The sequence below is a fragment of the Micromonospora sp. NPDC047793 genome, assembly GCF_040642635.1.
In the GTDB taxonomy this organism is placed as follows: Bacteria; Actinomycetota; Actinomycetes; order Mycobacteriales; family Micromonosporaceae; genus Micromonospora.
Genome location: NZ_JBEYSG010000004.1, coordinates 191,090 through 208,063 on the forward strand (window position 1 = coordinate 191,090; position 16,974 = coordinate 208,063).

16 protein-coding genes are annotated in these 16,974 nt (G+C 72.7%); 7 read left to right on the forward strand and 9 right to left on the reverse strand.

Going from position 1 to position 16,974, the window contains the following annotated elements; all coding sequences use genetic code 11:
- The first annotated feature begins 10 nt into the window (after window positions 1-10).
- Both ABZ738_RS11000 and ABZ738_RS11005 read left to right on the forward strand, forming a co-directional pair.
- Window positions 11-778 (forward strand): endonuclease/exonuclease/phosphatase family protein, encoded by a 768-nt coding sequence (locus ABZ738_RS11000; protein WP_357212729.1) that lies wholly within the window; start codon window positions 11-13, stop codon window positions 776-778.
- Window positions 779-1,325: 547 nt separating this feature from the next.
- Window positions 1,326-2,114: a hypothetical protein gene (locus tag ABZ738_RS11005; RefSeq protein ID WP_131051317.1), complete on the forward strand. Its 789-nt coding sequence runs from the start codon at window positions 1,326-1,328 to the stop codon at window positions 2,112-2,114.
- Window positions 2,115-2,391: 277 nt separating this feature from the next.
- On the opposite strand, the gene ABZ738_RS11010 is transcribed toward ABZ738_RS11005, so the two are convergent.
- Window positions 2,392-3,354, reverse strand: coding sequence for a TIGR03557 family F420-dependent LLM class oxidoreductase (locus ABZ738_RS11010; protein WP_131051316.1), 963 nt, complete (start codon window positions 3,352-3,354; stop codon window positions 2,392-2,394).
- Window positions 3,355-3,720: 366 nt separating this feature from the next.
- Here ABZ738_RS11010 and ABZ738_RS11015 point away from each other — a divergent pair, with 366 nt between their 5' ends.
- A complete protein-coding gene (locus ABZ738_RS11015) occupies window positions 3,721-5,082 on the forward strand; it encodes a cellulase family glycosylhydrolase (RefSeq protein ID WP_357212451.1) in 1,362 nt (453 codons plus the stop codon).
- Window positions 5,083-5,308: 226 nt separating this feature from the next.
- Here the strand turns inward: ABZ738_RS11015 and ABZ738_RS11020 are convergent, their stop codons facing one another.
- The gene (locus ABZ738_RS11020; RefSeq protein ID WP_131051314.1) at window positions 5,309-6,550 is read right to left on the reverse strand and encodes a sigma-70 family RNA polymerase sigma factor; all 1,242 of its coding nucleotides are present in this window, start codon (window positions 6,548-6,550) and stop codon (window positions 5,309-5,311) included.
- Window positions 6,547-6,939 carry a YciI family protein gene (locus tag ABZ738_RS11025; RefSeq protein ID WP_162854325.1) on the reverse strand — a complete coding sequence of 131 codons (393 nt, stop codon included), beginning with the start codon at window positions 6,937-6,939 and terminating at the stop codon, window positions 6,547-6,549. Before ABZ738_RS11025 ends, ABZ738_RS11020 begins: the two co-directional genes overlap by 4 nt.
- A 208-nt stretch (window positions 6,940-7,147) precedes the next feature.
- Here ABZ738_RS11025 and ABZ738_RS11030 point away from each other — a divergent pair, with 208 nt between their 5' ends.
- Window positions 7,148-8,242, forward strand: coding sequence for a sporulation protein (locus ABZ738_RS11030; RefSeq protein ID WP_176093149.1), 1,095 nt, complete (start codon window positions 7,148-7,150; stop codon window positions 8,240-8,242).
- A 90-nt stretch (window positions 8,243-8,332) separates the two neighbouring features.
- Here the strand turns inward: ABZ738_RS11030 and ABZ738_RS11035 are convergent, their stop codons facing one another.
- A complete protein-coding gene (locus ABZ738_RS11035; RefSeq protein WP_131051311.1) occupies window positions 8,333-8,716 on the reverse strand; it encodes a hypothetical protein in 384 nt (127 codons plus the stop codon).
- 373 nt (window positions 8,717-9,089) lie between these two features.
- On the opposite strand from ABZ738_RS11035, the gene ABZ738_RS11040 reads away from it, so the two are divergent.
- Window positions 9,090-9,491: a hypothetical protein gene (locus ABZ738_RS11040; RefSeq protein WP_131051309.1), complete on the forward strand. Its 402-nt coding sequence runs from the start codon at window positions 9,090-9,092 to the stop codon at window positions 9,489-9,491.
- A gap of 49 nt (window positions 9,492-9,540) precedes the next feature.
- Here the strand turns inward: ABZ738_RS11040 and ABZ738_RS11045 are convergent, their stop codons facing one another.
- The 3 genes from ABZ738_RS11045 to ABZ738_RS11055 all read right to left on the reverse strand — a co-directional run bounded on the left by ABZ738_RS11045 (window position 9,541) and on the right by ABZ738_RS11055 (window position 14,688).
- On the reverse strand, window positions 9,541-11,763 hold the full coding sequence (locus tag ABZ738_RS11045) for an ATP-binding domain-containing protein (protein WP_357212732.1): 2,223 nt from the start codon (window positions 11,761-11,763) through the stop codon (window positions 9,541-9,543).
- Between the two features lie 232 nt (window positions 11,764-11,995).
- Window positions 11,996-14,158 carry a tetratricopeptide repeat protein gene (locus tag ABZ738_RS11050; RefSeq protein ID WP_357212454.1) on the reverse strand — a complete coding sequence of 721 codons (2,163 nt, stop codon included), beginning with the start codon at window positions 14,156-14,158 and terminating at the stop codon, window positions 11,996-11,998.
- 68 nt (window positions 14,159-14,226) lie between these two features.
- Window positions 14,227-14,688, reverse strand: coding sequence for a MarR family transcriptional regulator (locus tag ABZ738_RS11055; RefSeq protein WP_131057363.1), 462 nt, complete (start codon window positions 14,686-14,688; stop codon window positions 14,227-14,229).
- A gap of 50 nt (window positions 14,689-14,738) precedes the next feature.
- On the opposite strand from ABZ738_RS11055, the gene ABZ738_RS11060 reads away from it, so the two are divergent.
- Together ABZ738_RS11060 and ABZ738_RS11065 are read left to right on the forward strand one after the other, a co-directional pair.
- Window positions 14,739-15,272: a VOC family protein gene (locus ABZ738_RS11060; protein ID WP_131057361.1), complete on the forward strand. Its 534-nt coding sequence runs from the start codon at window positions 14,739-14,741 to the stop codon at window positions 15,270-15,272.
- A 46-nt stretch (window positions 15,273-15,318) separates the two neighbouring features.
- Complete coding sequence (locus ABZ738_RS11065) at window positions 15,319-16,131, forward strand: hypothetical protein (protein WP_357212457.1); 813 nt, start codon at window positions 15,319-15,321, stop codon at window positions 16,129-16,131.
- On the opposite strand, the gene ABZ738_RS11070 is transcribed toward ABZ738_RS11065, so the two are convergent.
- Together ABZ738_RS11070 and ABZ738_RS11075 are read right to left on the reverse strand one after the other, a co-directional pair.
- The gene (locus ABZ738_RS11070) at window positions 16,112-16,621 is read right to left on the reverse strand and encodes a potassium channel family protein (protein ID WP_357212458.1); all 510 of its coding nucleotides are present in this window, start codon (window positions 16,619-16,621) and stop codon (window positions 16,112-16,114) included. The genes ABZ738_RS11065 and ABZ738_RS11070 overlap by 20 nt on opposite strands.
- A 139-nt stretch (window positions 16,622-16,760) precedes the next feature.
- The gene (locus ABZ738_RS11075) at window positions 16,761-16,940 is read right to left on the reverse strand and encodes a DUF4236 domain-containing protein (protein WP_131056659.1); all 180 of its coding nucleotides are present in this window, start codon (window positions 16,938-16,940) and stop codon (window positions 16,761-16,763) included.
- Between the last annotated feature and the right edge of the window lie 34 nt (window positions 16,941-16,974).

Sequence of the window (16,974 nt, forward strand, 5' to 3'; positions counted from 1 at the left end):
GTTGCGGGTGATGACCTGGAACATCCGCAACGGCGGACAGGACCGGCACGGCCCGGACCGGCGCACCCTGCTGGCCCGGGTCGTCGCCGCACACCGCCCGGACGTCCTCGCCCTCCAGGAACTGCGCGGCCTCGACGTGGCCCGCTTCGCGTCGGACGCCGGCCTGACGCCCCACCTGGCCCGGTCGCCCTTCGGCCAGCCGGTCGCGATACTCGTGCACCCGCGCTGGCCGACCACGGCGACCGGGCCGGTCCGTCGACCGTTCCACCACGCGGCACAGCGCGTCACACTGTCCACCGACGCCGGGCCGCTCGCCGTCCTCAGCACCCACTTCTATCCGTACCGTGGTGGCCGCCGCCTGGTCGAGGCCGGCTGGGCGGCCGCCGCGCTACGCCGGTCCCGCGCCGACCTCGCCCTGCTCGCCGGAGACCTGAACACCCTCGCCCCGTACGCCGACCACGCCGAGAGTCTGGCCCGGCTGGCACCCGCGTACCGCCGTCGGCACCTGCGCCGCGACGGACGGACCGTGGACACCCGGGCGGTGGCCCACCTGCTCGCCGCCGGTCTGGTCGACCTGGCCGCCACCGCCGGCCCGACCGTGCCCACCGGCTACGGACACACGCCGGAGTTCGCCGAGATGCGCCTGGACTACCTGCTGGCCACCCCCGCCCTGGCCGCCCACCTGGTCGACGTCCAGGTCATCCGCACCCCCGACACCCACCGAGCCTCCGACCACCACCCCATAACCGCCACCTTCACCCTCACCCCACCCACGTAGCGCCACGTCGCCTCGTCCAGCCCCGCTCGCCTGTGCCCACCTGGCTCCTGCCCTGCCCCATCTCCGTAGTGGTCCCCACGTCCGGCACACCCCTACCTGTTCCGGTGCAGTGCGGAGGCACACGCACACACGACGTCCCACGTCCCACGCCCCCGGTGTCCCACGTCCGGTGCCTCGCGGCCGAGTCCGCGTCCGGTGCCTCGCGTCCGAGTCCGCGTCCGAATCCGGTATCCGGCGTCCGGTGTCTCGCCTTCGGTGTCCCGCGTTCTGGCGTCCCGCGTCTGGGGTGTCCCGCGTCTGGCGTCCGGCGGCCCTTGTTCCGTGCCTCGCGTGCGGCATCCCGCGCCGCACCCCGGCTCTCGCCCGCCCTCGCCTGCGGTGATCAAGGAGTTTTGGTCACGGAGAGGTCGTACGAAGGCACAAGCTCCTTGGTCATTGCCGGTGGACGCGGGCGGGATCCGGGAGTGCGTAGCGCTGGGCTACGGCGCCGAGATGGCCAGCGGCTACGGCGTCGGGCTGGTTGGCGGGAAGCGGATACGGTGTGGCCGTGATCGACTCGTCACCGCGCGATCGTGAGGCCGACACCAGGTCGGTGGTGTCCTCACCGGGAAGGGTTGCCGCACGGGCCGTCGCGCTGGTGGTGGTGCTGCCGTTCCGGCTGGCCTGGGAGTTGCTGGTCGCCGTCGGCGGGCTGCTGCACCGGTGGCTGGTCACGCCGACCCTGTGGTTTCTCGACCGGTGTGTATGGCGTCCGATCCACTGGCTGCTGCGCCACCTGGTCTGGATTCCGCTGCTCTGGACGCTGCGGGCCCTCGGATGGCTCTGGCACACCCTGGTGTGGACCCCGTCGAGCTGGATGTGGCGTCGTCTGGTCGAGTTCTGGCACGGCGTACTGCGGCCGCCGCTGCGCTGGTGCGGTCAGGGACTGGCCCGGATGCTGCGCTGGTGCGGCCGGGCGGTGGGCTGGCTGGTACGGGTCGTCGTGCTGGTGCCGTCGTACTACCTGGTGTGGGTGCCGCTGGTGTGGACCGTGCGGGTGCTCACTCCGCCCGCCCAACTGCTGGGCCGATGGCTCGCGGCGCTGGCCGGGTCGCTCGCCGCCGTGCTGGGCTGGGCCTGGCGTACGGCGGGACGCATCCTCTGGTGGTGTGGGGTGTGGACGCTGCGCCCGGTGTTCCGGGCCGGGCTGTGGGTGTGGACGCACCTGCTGCTGCCCGTCTGCCGAGCCGTCGGTGCGGTCTGGCATTCGACGGTCGACTGGCTGCGTCGTGGCGTCCTGGAACCGATCGGCCAGGCCACCCGCGAGGTCCTCGTCGGCCTCGGCCTGCGCCGCTGACCGCGCAGGCGGACCGGCAACGCCCGCCCGATCATGCCCTCGGCGGCGCCCGGATGTTAGGAGGGGTCCCTTCCTATACAGGAGGCGTTAGCAGGGGACCCCTCCTTACACACACAGCAGCAGCAGCAGCGGGTGGTCAGAGCACCAGGTTCAGCAGGACGGTCAGCACGATCGAGGCGACGATCGAGAAGAGGATCATCAGAAGGCAGCCGAGGCCGCCGCCGGCCGGTCGGATCTCCGTGTTGCCGATACGCATCGCTTAATCACCTCCTGCCGGTCACAGTTCGCGCAGCCGGGGCAGCAACTGCTCCTGCGCCCAGTCGAGGAACATCGGTTGGTGGTCGCCGCCGACCTGCACCAGCGCCACGTGCGTGAAGCCGGCGTCGACGAACTTCTTGAACGCGGCCACGTGCGTGTCCACGTCCGGGCCGCAGGAGATGCCGGCGGCCACGTCCTCTTCGCGTACGGACTGCGCGGCGGCCTCGAAGGCGTCGGCGTCGGGCAGTTCGGCGTTGACCTTCCAGCCGAGCCCGAACCAGCGGAACTGGTCGTGCGCGATCTTGCGGCACTCGGCCTCGTCCGGGCCGTAGCAGATGGCCACCTGGCCGTAGCGAGGTTGTCCGGCGCCACCGGCCTCCTCGTACATCTCCACCAGGTGCGCTTCCGGCTCGGTGGCGATCATGCCATCGGCGTACTCGGCGGCCAGGGTGGCGGACTGCCGTCCGGACGCGGCCACCGCCATCGGCACCGGCGTGTCGGGTCGGTCCCACAGGTACGCGTCGGGTACGTCGTAGTGGTTGCCGGAGAAGGTCAGCGTCTCGCCGTTGAGTAGCGGCCGGATGATCTGCAACGCCTCCTCGAACATCTCGTGCCGCTGCTGCACGTGCGGCCAGGCGCCCACCACGTGCTCGTTGAGGTTCTCCCCGGCGCCGAGGCCGAGGGTGAACCGCCCGTCGGAGAGGAGTCCGACGGTGGCGGCCTTCTGTGCCACCACGGCCGGGTGGTACCGCCGGATCGGGCAGGTCACGAACGACATCAGCTCCGCGCGGGAGGTGGCGTGGGCGACCGCGCCCAGCACCGACCAGGCGTACGGCGAGTGGCCCTGCGACTCCAGCCAGGGGTAGTAGTGGTCGGACATGACGAGCTGGTCGAAGCCGGCTGCCTCGGCCCGTACCGCGTGGTCGACGAGTTGCTTCGGGCCTGCCTGTTCGCACATCAACGTGTATCCGATGCTGACCATGCTGTCTCCTTCGCTACCCGGCAATCCGTTTGCGGATACCCGGGCCCGGTTGGGTCAATCCTCATCGACGCTTGACGCGCTCTTCGGCGGCTGCCTACGGTTATCTGAACCGGTTCAGATGCAGGCCGGGAGCCCATCCTGTGGTGGGGATGGTCCGCCCGTGGTGGCCCGGCTTCTCATGGGTCACCACGGGTCGCCGCCCGTCGGCCGAGTTACTGAACCGGTTGCTTCCGAGGCTTCATCGGCCTACGCTGATGCCTGCCTCGCCGGGCCTCTCGCCGCGCGGCTGCCGGGCTACAGCCGCCGCATCTGCCACTCACCGCACTCCCTCCTGGGCACGGGGGAGAGAACTCCTGCGAGGAATCGATGAGAAGACTTTTCGGGGCCGTCGGCGCCGTGCTGCTGGCGACCGTCGCCGCAGTGTTCGCCTTCGGCCCGTCGGCGCACGCCGCCACCGGCTTCACCGTCAGCGGCGGCAAGCTGTACGACGCCAACGGCAACGAGTTCGTCATGCGCGGCGTCAACCACGCGCACACCTGGTACGCGAACCAGACCAGTTCGTTCGCGAACATCAAGGCGCTCGGCGCGAACACCGTCCGGGTGGTGCTCTCCAGCGGTGACCGGTGGACCCGCAACAGTGCCGACGACGTGTCGAACGTGATCCAGCTCTGCAAGACCAACCGGCTGATCTGCGTGCTGGAGGTGCACGACACCACCGGCTACGGCGAGCAGAGCGGTGCCGCCACCCTCGACCAGGCGGTCGACTACTGGCTGAGCATCGCCGGCGCGCTCAACGGCCAGGAACGGTACGTGATCGTCAACATCGGCAACGAGCCGTACGGCAACCAGAACTACTCGTCCTGGGCCACCGACACGTCGAACGCGATCCGGCGGCTGCGTACCGCCGGCCTCGCACACACGATCATGGTGGACGGCCCGAACTGGGGCCAGGACTGGTCCTTCACCATGCGGGACAGCGCGCCGACGGTGTTCAACGCCGACCCGGCCCGCAACACCGTCTTCTCGATCCACATGTACGGCGTCTTCGACACCGCCGCCGAGATCAGCGACTACCTGGGCCGCTTCCGCAGCCGGGGACTTCCGATCGTGGTCGGCGAGTTCGGCCACTATCACTCCGACGGCGACCCCGACGAGGACGCCATCCTCTCCTACACGCAGGCCAACGGCATCGGCTGGCTGGGCTGGTCGTGGAGCGGCAACAGCGGTGGCGTGGAGTACCTCGACATGGCCACCTCGTTCAACCCGAACCAGTTGACCACGTGGGGCCAGCGGCTGTTCAACGGCACCAACGGCATCCGGCAGACCGCTCGGGAGGCCAGTGTCTTCGGCGGTACCCCGCCTCCGACCACGCCTCCGCCCACCACGCCTCCGCCCACGACGCCTCCGCCGACGACCCCGCCGCCGGGTGGCGGCTGCACGGCGACGTACTCGATCACCGGGCAGTGGCAGGGCGGCTTCCAGGGCGACGTCCGGGTGACCGCCGGCAGCAGCGCCATCACGGGCTGGACGGTGCGCTGGACCCTCGCCGGTGGCCAGTCGGTGAGCCAGTCCTGGAATGCCACGGTCACCAGCAGCGGTACCACCGTGACCGCTCGCAACGTCTCCTACAACGGCCAGCTCGGCGCCGGTGCCAGCACCAGCTTCGGCTTCCTCGGCAGTTGGAGCGGAAGCAACCCGGCCCCTGCGGTGACCTGCACCGCGAGCTGACGACCGCACCCCTGACGGTGGCCGGGCCCGACGCGGGCCCGGCCACCCGGGTCGCGCCGCCGGTAGTCCACCACGCCCCCTTTGCTCTGCTTCACCCCACGCACCGATGTGGCGTCCGAACCGTTGCGTCGGGTGAAGCAGAGCAAAGGGGGCCGACGGGACACCTACCAGGGGCGAGAGACCGGCGAGGCGGACAGGACCCAGCGGGCGATCGCGCGGTCCGGGCTCAGGCGAGGCGGGCGGCGCGCATCAGCAGGTAACGCTGCTCCGGCAGGCTGGCGGTCAGACCGGCGGCGCACCGGTACTGGTCCACCGCGCGCTCGTGGTCGCCGGCCATCTCGTACAGGTGGGCGCGGGCGGCGGGGAGACGGTGGTGACCGGCCAGACGGGCCTCACCGTCCAGCGCGTCCAGCGCGGCCAGGCCGGCCCCCGTGCCGTGCACCATCGCGGTGGCCACGGCCCGGTTGAGTGCCACCACGGGACTGGCCGACACCTGTTCCAGCACCTGATAGAGCGCGAGGATCTGCGGCCAGTCCGTCTGCGCGGCGGTCGGCGCCTCGTCGTGGAGCGCGGCGATGGCGGCCTGCACCTGGTACGGGCCGACCGGCCCTCGGGGCAGTGCCCGGGTCACCAGCGCGACGCCCTCGGCGATGGCCGCCGCGTCCCAGCGGCTGCGGTCCTGCTCGGCCAGGGTGATCAGCTCGCCGGACGGTCCGGTCCGGGCCGCCGACCGTGCCTCGGTGAGCAGCATCAGCGCCAGCAGCCCGGTGACCTCGCTGTCGTCCGGCAACCGGGCGTGCAGCATCCGGGTCAGCCGGATCGCCTCGTGCGCCAGGTCGACCCGGTGCAGGGTGTCTCCGGCACTGGCCACGTGCCCCTCGGTGAAGACCAGGTAGAGCACGTGCCGTACCGAGGTCAGCCGGGCCGGCAGCTCCGCCGGCTCGGGCATCCGCAACGGCGTACCGGACTCGCGGATGCGCTGCTTGGCCCGACTGATGCGCTGCGCCATCGTGGACTCGGGCACCAGGAACGCGCGGGCCGTCTCGGCGGTGGTCAGGCCGCCGACCGCGCGCAGCGTCAGCGCGATCGCCGAGGCGGACGTGAGCGCCGGATGGCAGCAGAGCAGGAACAGCTCGAGGGTGTCGTCACGGTCCGCGTCCAGGTGCGCGTCCACCGGCGGTACGTGGTGCGCGTCCCTCGGCTCGCGCCGGGCGACCAGGTCCTCCCGCGCCCGCCGGGCCTGCTCGGCGCGGACCAGCTCGACCATCCGCCGGTACGCGACCTGGATCAACCAGCCGCGCGGGTTGTCCGGTACGCCCGCACCCGGCCAGCCGGTGGCGGCGGCCAGCAGTGCCTCCTGCACGGCGTCCTCGGCGGTGGCGAAGTCCCCGAACCTGCGGGCCAGTACGCCGAGGACCTGCGGCGCCAGTTCGCGCAGCAGGTCCTCGGTCCGTCGGTCGTCCGTCACAGGTCCTGTGGTGGCGCGGACAGCAGCGGGTGCACCTCGATCGGCATGTTCAGCGGCGCACCGCCCGGGCCGGGAGCGGTCGAGATCCAGGCGGCGATCTCCACCGCCCGCTCCGGGGTGTCGGTGTCGACGATCCAGTACCCGGCGAGGAACTCCTTCGTCTCGGCGAACGGGCCCTCGGTCACCACCGGTGCGGAAGCCGCGCCGGCCCGGACGATCTTCGCCTGCGCCGGCCCGGCGAGCCCCTGCCCGTCGACCAGTTCGCCGTCGGCGGCCAGTTTCGCGCCCACCTCGCCCATGAATGCGATGTGCGCTCGGATCTCCTCCGGCGTCCAGGTGTGGATCGGCGGGAAGTCCGTCCCGGCGACGCTGAACTGCATGAGCAGCATGTACTTCACGACTGTCTCCTCACGGCCACGGCACCATTGTCGGTGCCCACGTCCTCTGGTCGAAGCCGCCCAGCCGGTTCTCGACATCCCTGCGACAGGAATTCTGCGCAGATCCTCCCAGCGACCTTTCAGGGCCGCCCGATACGGTGCCGCCGTCAGCGTCCGTTCCTAAAGGGAGCCCGGGCACCAGACCCCGCAGGAGAACTGAATGGTCTTCAAGAAGATGTTGAGCGCGTTGGGCGTGGGCGGTCCGAGTGTGGACACCGTCCTGGCCAACCCGAACACCAGGCCCGGGTTGGCCCTCGACGGTCAGGTCAACCTGCTCGGCGGGGAGGCGGCGGCGAACATCGAGCAGATCGTCATCGGCCTGGTCACCCGGGTCGAGGTCGGCGAGCAGGCCGGGGTGATGGAGTTCCACCGGCAGGTGGTCAGCGGTCCGCTCCAACTCGCCGCGAAGCAGGCGCTGTCCATCCCGTTCCAGCTTCCGGTGCCGTGGGAGACCCCCATCACAGGGCTGTACGGCCAGCGGCTGCACGGCATGACGATGGGTCTGCGTACCGAGCTGGCGATCGCCCGCGCGGTCGACAAGGGCGACCTGGACGAGATCAACGTGCACCCGCTGCCGGTGCAGGAGCGGATCCTGGAGGCGTTCCTCCAGCTCGGCTTCCGTTTCAAGAAGGCCGACCTGGAGCGCGGCAGGATCCAGGGCGTACGCCAGACGCTGCCGTTCTACCAGGAGATCGAGTTCTTCGCCGCGCCGCAGTACGCGCAGACCGTCAACGAGCTCGAAGTGACGTTCGTGGCCAACCCGCACGGCGTGGACGTGGTGCTCGAATGCGACAAGCGGGGCGGATTCCTCGCGCCCGGCCAGGACGTGTTCGGCCGGTACCAGGTGGCCCACTCCGACGCCGAGCGGTCCGACTGGGTGGAGACGGTCGACGGCTGGATCCAGGAGACGATCGGGCGTTTCGGTGCACTGCGCGCCCAGGGGTTCGGCCCGCAGGGCTACGGTGCCCCCGGCTACGGTGCCCCCGGCTACGGCCCGCAGGGTTACGGCCAGCCGGGGTACGGGCCGCAGGGCTACGGTGCCCCGAACAAGTACGGCCAGCCGCAGCGGCGGGGCGGGGTCGGCATGGGCGGTGTGGTTGCCGGTGCGGCGCTCGGCGCGGCGGGCGGCATGCTCGCCGGTCACATGATCGGCAACGCCTTCGACGGTGCCGAGGAAGAGGTCACCGAGGCGGCCGGCGACTTCGGCGGTGACTTCGACGGCGGCGGTGACTTCGGGGGCTTCGAGGAGTTCTGAGCACGACGCCGCACCCCGCTCGGCGGGGCGCGGCGAGACAGGACGGTGGCCCTCCGGGAAGACTCCCGGAGGGCCACCGCACGCAAGGGGTCAGCGCCGCCCGCGCTGCTTGCGCTCCGCGGCCGAACGCCGCTGGCTACCGGCCTTGGCCAGGCCACGGCTACCGAGGTAACCGATGGTCAGCAGCGTGATGAAGAACCACGCCTGGCCGGGGTTGTTCAGGTTCAGGCCGTTCGCGGTGGTCCCGCGCCAGAAGGCAGAGATCACCACGAGGGTGACGGCTGCCGCGTAGATCCAGAATTCGGTCGTCAGGAACGACTGCTTGGTCTCCGTACCCGGAGACGGCATCTCCTCCCGGTGCCCGTCGTGCATCATCGGCATCGGGCGGGTGGCGGCCTCTTGCATGGCCTGCCGGTTCTGGGCGTCCTGCGCCGGACGGTTCATCGGCCTGGTCGATGCAGCCTGCGTGCTCATCTGTCCTCCTCAGGATGTGATGAGTCGTCACCTGCGGCCCTCGCCCCGCTACCGCGTGTCGGCCACGGCACGGTTCGCGCACCTGGCGGGGGCACCCGCCGTCTACCCCGCCGCCGGGAGGCAGTAACCCCCGGCGACCCGGCCGAATCCGTCCGGCGTGGGGATACCTGCCCGGCCCGGCGAATGCCCACCCGAACGGGCCCGATGTCCCGTTCCGACCGTGCCCGGACCACCATCGCTCTCCGCACCACGCGCGGCCGGTGAATGCGCGACCGGATGCCGGCGCGCGGGCCCGGTGGACCGGTGGTGCGGGTTTGTCGGGCCGGTCACCGGGCACGCCATCAGGACCGACGCTTCTGCGAGGTGATGGATCGTGCGTGAGGACGACATGCGACAGGACGCCGCCCGCCGGGCCGAGGAGCGGATCGCCGGCGGCGTGTACGGCGAGGGCGCCGTGGACGAGGTGACCGTGCCGCCCACCGATGTGGAGAGTGAGATCCAGCGCGACGACCGGGACGATCCGGCGCACGTGCCGATCGACCCCACCGTGCTGCGCGACGGCGGCCCCACCCGGGGTCAGGGCGCGCTCACCACGACGGGCGGTACGGCCGGACCGGCCAGCGCCCGACGGGTGGCCCGCCAGCCGGAGCGGCACCGGGGCAAGGTGGCACCGACCACCACCGGCGACGCCACCACCGGCGGGATGAGTACCCCGTCCGGCGGCAGCACCAGCGACCAGTCCACTCCCGCCACCCACGTGGGCAGCTTCGACTGACCCACCCACCGACCGGCCCGGCCCTCACGAGGGCCGGGCCGGTCGGTGGTCAGGGGGTGGGGGTGAGGGTGGTGAGGCGTTGGGTGGCGCGGGTGAGGGCCACGTAGAGGTCACTGCGCCCACGGGGAGACTCGGCGACGATGCGGTCCGGGTCGACCACGATCACCGAGTCGAACTCCAGGCCCTTGGCCTCGGCGACGGTCAGCACCACCACCCGGCTCTCCAGGTCGGGCTGCTCGCCGACGGCCGCCTCCGGTAGCGCGGTGGTGAGCGCGGTGCCGAGGTCGTCGACGCGACCGGCCGGCACGATCACGCCGAGCCGTCCGTCGGTGAGCCCGGCGGCCTCGTCGGCGGCGACCTCGACCAGCTCCGTGGCCAACCGGTCCGCCGGTACGTCCCGCGTGCCGGGCGGGAAGCCGCTGGCGCGTACGGCGCGGGGTGGGCGCAGGGCCGGGTCGATCTCGGCCAGTACGCGACCAGCCACCTCCATGATCTCGGCGGGGGTGCGGTAGCTGACGGTCAACTCGGTGAGCCGCCACCGGTCGGCCACGTACGGTGCCAACGCCTCCGACCAGGACGGGGTGCCGGCCAGGGCCCCGGTCTGGGCCACGTCGCCGACGATCGTCATGGAACGGCTCGGGCACCGGCGCATCAGCAGTCGCCAGGCCATCGGGGAGAGTTCCTGCGCCTCGTCGATGATGATGTGGCCGAACGCCCAGGAGCGGTCGGCGGCGGCGCGCTGGGCGGTGGTGAGCCGGTCGGCCTCCTCCTGCCGTTCCAGCAGCCGGTCGGCGTCGAGCAGGTCGGTCACGCCGAGGATCTCGCCGCCGTCGGCCTCGTCCTCGACGTCGATGGACCGGGAGCCCCGGGCGATCTCCAGTACGCCCTCGGCGTACTCGCGTTCCATGGCGCGGATGCGTTCCCGGCGGGCGGCGGCGGCCCGGTCGTCCTCGCCGAGCAGTTCCGCCGCCTCGTCCAGCAGCGGTACGTCGGCCGGGGTCCAGCCGCCGGGCTCGCGGTGCAGGGCGGCCCGCTCGTCGGCGGTGAGCATCGGCGCGGCGGTGGCGATGCGGTCGGTCGAGGCGTACAGGTCGGCGAGCAGGCGTTGCGGGGTGAGGACCGGCCACAGCTCGTCCAGCGCGGCGGTGATCTCGGGTTCCTCGCGCAGTTCCCGGCGGATCTCGGCGCGGTCGGCCTCTTCGAGCAGGTTGTCGCCGCCCAGCGGGTCGGCGCCGATCCGCTCGGCGATCTGGTCGGCCAGCGCGTGGATGACCTCGACGTCGAAGAGGGCGCGGGCCAGGTTGTGTGGGCGGTCGCTGTGGCGCACGCGGTCCCGGGCGGCCCGGACGGTCGCCGGGTCGAGCACGAGGACCTCCTGCTGCGGCAGCGTGATCTCCAGCGGCTCGTCGGGCACCCGCTGCCGGTCGCGGACCGCGTTGGCCAGCACCTCGGTCATCACCGGCCGTCCCTTGAGGGCCGCGGTGGTGGCCGGCTCCGCGCGCCGGGCGCTGACGCCGGGGAAGAGGTCCCCCTGGGTACGCAGCAGCACGCCGGTCTCGGCCAGCGCGGGCAGCACCTGCGAGATGTACCGCAGGAAGGTGACGTTCGGGCCGACCATCAGGACGCCCCGGGTGGAGAGTTCCCGACGGTGCGTGTAGAGCAGGTACGCGGCGCGGTGCAGTGCCACCGCGGTCTTGCCGGTGCCGGGGCCGCCCTGCACCACCAGTACGCCGGACAGGTCGGACCGGATGATCCGGTCCTGTTCGGCCTGGATGGTCTCGACGATGTCGCGCATCCGGCCGGTACGCCCGGCGTTGAGCGCGGCCAGCAGCGACGCCTCGCCGGTCAGCTCCTCGTGGGCGGTGGGGGAGGCGGTGGTCAGGTCCAGCACCTCGTCGTTGAGGGCGACCACCTTGCGTTGCCGGGTCCGCAGGTGACGCCGCCGCCGGATGCCCTGCGGGTTGGCGGCGGTGGCGAGGTAGAAGGCGCGGGCGGCGGGGGCCCGCCAGTCCATCAGCAGCGGGTCGTAGTCGCCGTCGGTGTCGAAGATGCCGATCCGGCCGATGTAGTGGCGCTCGTCGTCGTCGGTGTCGAGTCGACCGAAGCAGAGACCGTTCTCCACCGCCGCGAACTGCTCGACCTGTTCGGCGTACATGCGGACGGCGCTGTCGCGCTCGGAGCGTGCCTGGAGGGTGCCGCCCGCCGCCCGCAGTTCCTCGGTCAACCGCTGTGCCGCCTGGTCCCGCAGGTCGTCGAGGCGGTGGTAGAGCATCGAGACGTACTCCTGCTCGCGGCCGATCTCGTCGTCGGACGGCGAACCGCCGGAGTGCCTTGACAATCCGTCTCCCGGTGGGTTAGAGTTCGTTTAGGAACGGCTTTTACAGCCGTTCTTTTTTGTTGCCTGAACTGCCGAAGATACCGCGCGACGACCGCCGGAGCCAAGGCGGTCGGGCCCCGTCACACCACGGTGTGCGACGCCCGTGCCCCGACTCCGGGCGGTGTGGTCACCGGCGTTCGGTGCAGACCTCGTCGGATCGCGCGACCGTGTCGGTGGACCAGGCGACCGCGACCGTGAAGCAGTAGTCGAGGCTGCGGTTGAGGCCGTAGACCACGAAACTGTCGGTCCCGGCGGGCAGGTCGGCGAAGGGGCTCTTCGGCTGTCCGCTCCGGCCACCCGAGATGATCACCGGTCCCTCCGCCCCCGCCGGGTACGCCCAGCGCAGCGTCACGCTGTCCCGGTTGTCGCGCAGCGAGAGCTCGGTGGGCGGCGCGCCGGGCGAGGCCGGTGGTGCCTCCGGTGCCGACGCGGACGGAGTCGCCGCCCCGCTCGGGGCGTCCCCGGCGGTGGGGGAGCCCGGTTCGCCCGGCCCGTCGACCCGGGACACCCCGGCGATCACCGCGGCGGCACCGAGCAGCACCACGACCACACCCGCCGCGATGATCGGCACCAGCCGGTTCGGTCGGGGGGAGGGCGCGGCCGGCGGCCGGCGTACCGGCACCGGCAGCAGGCGGGACGACGGACCGGTGCGTTCCGGTTCCAACCGACGCAGCCGGTAGACCCCCGGCGCCTGCGGCGCCGGACCGGTCAGACCCATCACGCTCGGCGGTACGGCTGCCCCGCTCGACTCGGCCGACGGCGTCGGGGTGGGCCGGGACGGGTGGGCGGGATCGGGGGAGGGCGGCTCGGTCGGTTGCCCGGCCCACCAGTCCTGTGGTGGCCCGGCCGGACCGTCCACCGGCTGCCGTGGGGTCGGCACCGGCGACGCCGCCCCGGCGGGCTGCTGACCGACCGGGTGGCCCTGACCGGGGTGGTAGCCCTCGGGCGGGTGCTGCTCCCCGGCGTAGCGGGCATCCGCCGGGTCGCCCGTCGCCGGCCAGCCCGCCGGACCGTGCGGGTCCGTGGGCCAGCGCGCGTCACCGTCGCTCTCCGCCGGCCAGCCCGCCTGGTTCTCCGCCGGCCAGGCCCGTCCGTCGGTGGCCCCGGCGGGCCAGTCCTGCGCACCGCCTGTGCTGTCCCACGCCGCGTCGTCGGCGGTCGACGCCGTCCAGGTCGACGCGCCTCCCGTCGACGTCGTCCAGTCCCGGTCGACGTCGTCCGGGTCGGGCCAACCGCCCGGGTCCGCTCCGGAACCCGCAGGCCCGGACGCCGTCCAGTTCGGGGTGGTTCCGGCGTCGGGGGGTGCGGACGCCGTCCACGTCGGGTCGGGTGCCGGCGCGGACGGTGCCGCCGTCCAGGTCGACGCCGGGCCGGAGGCCGGCGGGGTGGCGGTCGGTGGCCGGGTCGGATCGGTCCCGGCCCAGTCCGCGCGGGGACCGTCCGGCGAGCCCTCGGTGTCGTGGTCGGACCAGTCGGGCGGGGCGGCGGCGGTGGCGCCCTGGGCCGCCCAGTCGCCGCTGGGCGGGGCGTCACCCTGCGACGGGGTCCGCGCGGCCGGTACGACGGAGCCCTCCGCGCCCACCGGCGGGGTGTCGGCGCAGACGTGGTCGGGGTTGGCCGGGGCCCGGGACAGCGACGCCACCTGGGCGGTCAACGGGTCGTCCGGGGCGAGGTGCCGACGGGCGAGTTCCCGGGCCAGCGCGAGGTGGTCCTGCGCCTCGGTGAACTGCCCGCAGTCGCGTTGCATCGAGCCGAGCCGGGCGAGCATCTTGATGCCGCTGGGCTGCCCGTCGCCGTAGACCTCGCGGTGCAGCTCCCACGCGTCCTGGAGACGGTCGCGGGCCACCTGGCACTGGCCACGGGCGTACTCCACGGTGGCCAGGTCGGCGTGTGCGGCGAGGACCCGCAGGGACTCCGGCCCGTCCGAGGCGGTCAGCTCGATGATGACTTCCTGGTACAGCCGGGCGGCGCGGGACCAACTGCCGACCCGGTGCAGCACCGCCGCGAGGGTGGCCGCAGCGGCGACCGTACGCGGGTCGGAGCGGCCGTGCAGACGGGTGGTGGCGGCGTACGCGTACGCCGCCCAGCCTCGTGCGGAGTGCGGCTCGCCGAGGGCGACCAGCACCCGCGCGTGCAGGCCGGCCGCCTCGGCCATCTCGGGTGTCGCGTTGGCCGGGCGCGGGTCGGCGCCGGTCAGCGCGTCGGCGAGGAGCCGTTGAGCGCCGGCGAGATCGCCGGAGGAGACCAGGTCGTGCGCCTGATCAGTCAGTTCACCGAAGCCGGAGGGCACGCCCCATCGTGCTCATCCGACGACGTTATGTACAAGACCCGCGCCGGAGTGGTTCGGTCAGGATCCGGTCAGGGGCGGGTCAGGCGATCGGCCAATGCCTCGCTGATCCGGCGTAACTGGTCGACCTGGGCGGGGCTGAGCGCGTCGAAGAGGTGGCGGCGTACCCCCTCGACGTGGCCGGGTGCGGCGGCGGCCAGTGCGGCGAAGCCGTCGTCGGTGAGCAGGGCGATCTGCCCTCGCCGGTCGGTCGGGCAGTCCTCCCGACGGACCCAGCCGGCGGCCTCCAGGCGGGCCACGGCGTGCGAGAGCCGGCTGCGGGAGGAGCCGCTCGCCTCGGCGAGGTCGCTCATCCGCAGTCGCCGCTCCGGGGCCTCGGAGAGTCGGACCAGGATCTCGTAGTAGGCGTGCGGCATCCCGGCGTCGCGTTGCAGCTCGCGGTCGAGCGCCTCCATCAACGCGCGGGACGCGGTCAGGAACGCTCGCCAGGTGCGCTGTTCGTCCGGGTCCAGCCAGCGGGTCATGACGCCCATCATAGCGGAGATAGTTGAACGCTCAACTAAAATGCGCTAGCCTCGGTGGCATGGGAATCCATCGCCTCAACCACGCCGTCCTCTACGTCAGTGACCTGGAGCGCAGCGTCGCCTTCTATCGCGACGTGCTCGGCTTCCGCCGGGTGCCGATGACCCCGGAGGGGTTCCGGGGCGCTGCCTTCCTCCAGGCACCCGACTCCACCAACGACCACGACCTCGGCCTCTTCGAGATCGGCGCGGGTGCCGGTCGGTCGACCGCCGGCCGGGCCACCGTCGGCCTCTACCACCTGGCCTGGGAGGTGGACACGCTCGACGAGCTGGCCGCCACCGCCCGCCGACTGGCCGGGGCCGGTGCCCTCGTCGGCACCTCCGACCACGGCACCACCAAGAGCCTCTACGGGCAGGACCCGGACGGTCTGGAGTTCGAGGTGGTCTGGCTGGTGCCGGCCGACCGGCTGGACGACGCCGCGCTCGACGCCCGTACCCGGATCGGCCGTCTCGACCTGGCCGCCGAGATCAGCAGGTACGGCGGCGACACCCGGGGTGGCATCGGCATCTCCGTCCCGGCCGCCGCGTCGCACTGACCCGTCCCGGCCGCGTCCCGGCCGGGCGGTGCGGTAGAACGGCAGGGTGGCAGATGAGGTGGGGCGGCAGGTGGTGGTCCGGCACCTGAGGGTCTGGGTGCCGGGCGCGTTGCGACGCGCGCGCCGGGCGACGGTGGTCCTCGGGTACCACGGGCGTGACCCCGCCCTGGCCGAGGAGGTCGTCCGGGTGGCCGGCGAGTGCGCCGGTGACGTCCGTGGTGCCCGGTTGACCGTGCTGGTGCTGGCCGGCGGCACCGAGGAGCTGCCGGCGCGGCTGGGTGCCGCCGAGGCGGGGCTGCCGACCGAGGTCACGGTGCACCTGATGCCCGGCCCGACGGCCCTGCTGCCGGTGGCGCTGCGCGCGTCCGGGGCGTCCGGCGCGCCGGTGCTGTCCTACCTGGAGGTGGCGGACGCGGTCGATCCGGTGGCGCTCTCCGCCGCCGCCTCCGGTCGACCCGGCGAGGTGCTGGTGCCGGCCGGTCCGGGTACGCCGCTGCGGCCGGCGCTGGCCGACGCCGGCTTCCCGCTGGTCGCCGAGGTGGAGTTGCCCTCCGGCCGGCGGATCGGCTTCGGCACCGCCTCGGACCGCAGCCTGGAGTCGTTCAAGGAGAGTCTCTGGGAGGCGGGTGCCGGCCGGGCCGACCCGGCGCCGCTGGGCCGGGCGCTGCTCGCCGAGTTGACCCGCACCGGCCCGCGTACGGTGACCGAGCTGCGCCGGTACGCGGTGACCGACACGGCGTACCGGGCCGTGGACGCGGTGCGGGCCCTGGACGCGCTGCTCGACGCGGGCGAGGTGCGGCGTGACCCGGAGCAGGGGAGGCTCGGCGGGGACGTGGTGATCACGGCCGCCGCTCGGTGAGCCGTTTGACCGCCAGCGACGCGCCGGTGGCGATCACCCCGATGCTGAAGACGAGCTGCGCGCAGACCAGCACCCGGGCGAACTGTCCCTGGGCGTGCACGTCGCCGTAGCCGACGGTGGTCAGCGTGGCGAGCGCGAAGTAGAGCGCGTCCACCCGGGTGTGCAGCGCGACGAACTGCTCCGGAGCGACCCGGGCGACGACGTAGTCGGCCAGGGCGAAGGCGAGCAGCCCGGCGATCAGGGCCACCACCAGGTGCAGCACCGAGGGTGGCTGCCGACCTCGCGCGACGGCGACGAGCTGTCGGCGTACCTGGCCGGTGACCAGGGCGGCGACCCCGCCCAGCAGCAGCAGGGTCAGGGCGACGCGCAGGCCGAGGCGGGTGCCGTCCGGATCGGCCTCGACCGGGACGACGAAGTACACGACCAGGAGCAGCAGGCCGGCCAGCCATGCCCGCCGACGTTCGCGCCGATGGTCCGGTGTCGATTGCATGTCGCGATTGTCCGGTCCGGCGCGCCGCCGACCGGGCGGATCCGTCGATTCCGGGGGTGGCGGGCCGGGGTCGGGGTGGGCCGCCGGCACGTGCGAACGGGGCGTCGGAGTGCTCCGACGCCCCGCGCGACCTCCGGGCTCACGCCCGGGACTTGTCCTGCTTCCAGGAGAGCGGGCCGGGCAGGTCGACGCGGTGCGCCTTGGCCCGCGAGTTCCACGACCAGCGACCGATCTTGATGCTCCAGGACGAGAAACCGTTCTCGGTGAAGTTCAGGATCAGCGGCCCGTACTTCTTGCGTTTGCGGAACATCAGACCCATCGTGGGCCTCCCTTCGTCATCCCCGCGCGGCATC

Excerpts from the sequence above, each read along its gene's own strand:
- ABZ738_RS11035 (WP_131051311.1), bottom strand. The coding sequence starts at position 8,716 with ATGAGCACGCAGGCTGCATCGACCAGGCCGATGAACCGTCCGGCGCAG.
- ABZ738_RS11075 (WP_131056659.1), bottom strand. The coding sequence starts at position 16,940 with ATGGGTCTGATGTTCCGCAAACGCAAGAAGTACGGGCCGCTGATCCTG.
- ABZ738_RS11010 (WP_131051316.1), bottom strand. The coding sequence starts at position 3,354 with ATGGTCAGCATCGGATACACGTTGATGTGCGAACAGGCAGGCCCGAAG.
- ABZ738_RS11015 (WP_357212451.1), top strand. The coding sequence starts at position 3,721 with ATGAGAAGACTTTTCGGGGCCGTCGGCGCCGTGCTGCTGGCGACCGTC.
- ABZ738_RS11025 (WP_162854325.1), bottom strand. The coding sequence starts at position 6,939 with ATGCTGCTCATGCAGTTCAGCGTCGCCGGGACGGACTTCCCGCCGATC.
- ABZ738_RS11070 (WP_357212458.1), bottom strand. The coding sequence starts at position 16,621 with ATGCAATCGACACCGGACCATCGGCGCGAACGTCGGCGGGCATGGCTG.
- ABZ738_RS11000 (WP_357212729.1), top strand. The coding sequence starts at position 11 with ATGACCTGGAACATCCGCAACGGCGGACAGGACCGGCACGGCCCGGAC.
- ABZ738_RS11030 (WP_176093149.1), top strand. The coding sequence starts at position 7,148 with ATGGTCTTCAAGAAGATGTTGAGCGCGTTGGGCGTGGGCGGTCCGAGT.
- ABZ738_RS11060 (WP_131057361.1), top strand. The coding sequence starts at position 14,739 with ATGGGAATCCATCGCCTCAACCACGCCGTCCTCTACGTCAGTGACCTG.
- ABZ738_RS11055 (WP_131057363.1), bottom strand. The coding sequence starts at position 14,688 with ATGGGCGTCATGACCCGCTGGCTGGACCCGGACGAACAGCGCACCTGG.
- ABZ738_RS11045 (WP_357212732.1), bottom strand. The coding sequence starts at position 11,763 with ATGCTCTACCACCGCCTCGACGACCTGCGGGACCAGGCGGCACAGCGG.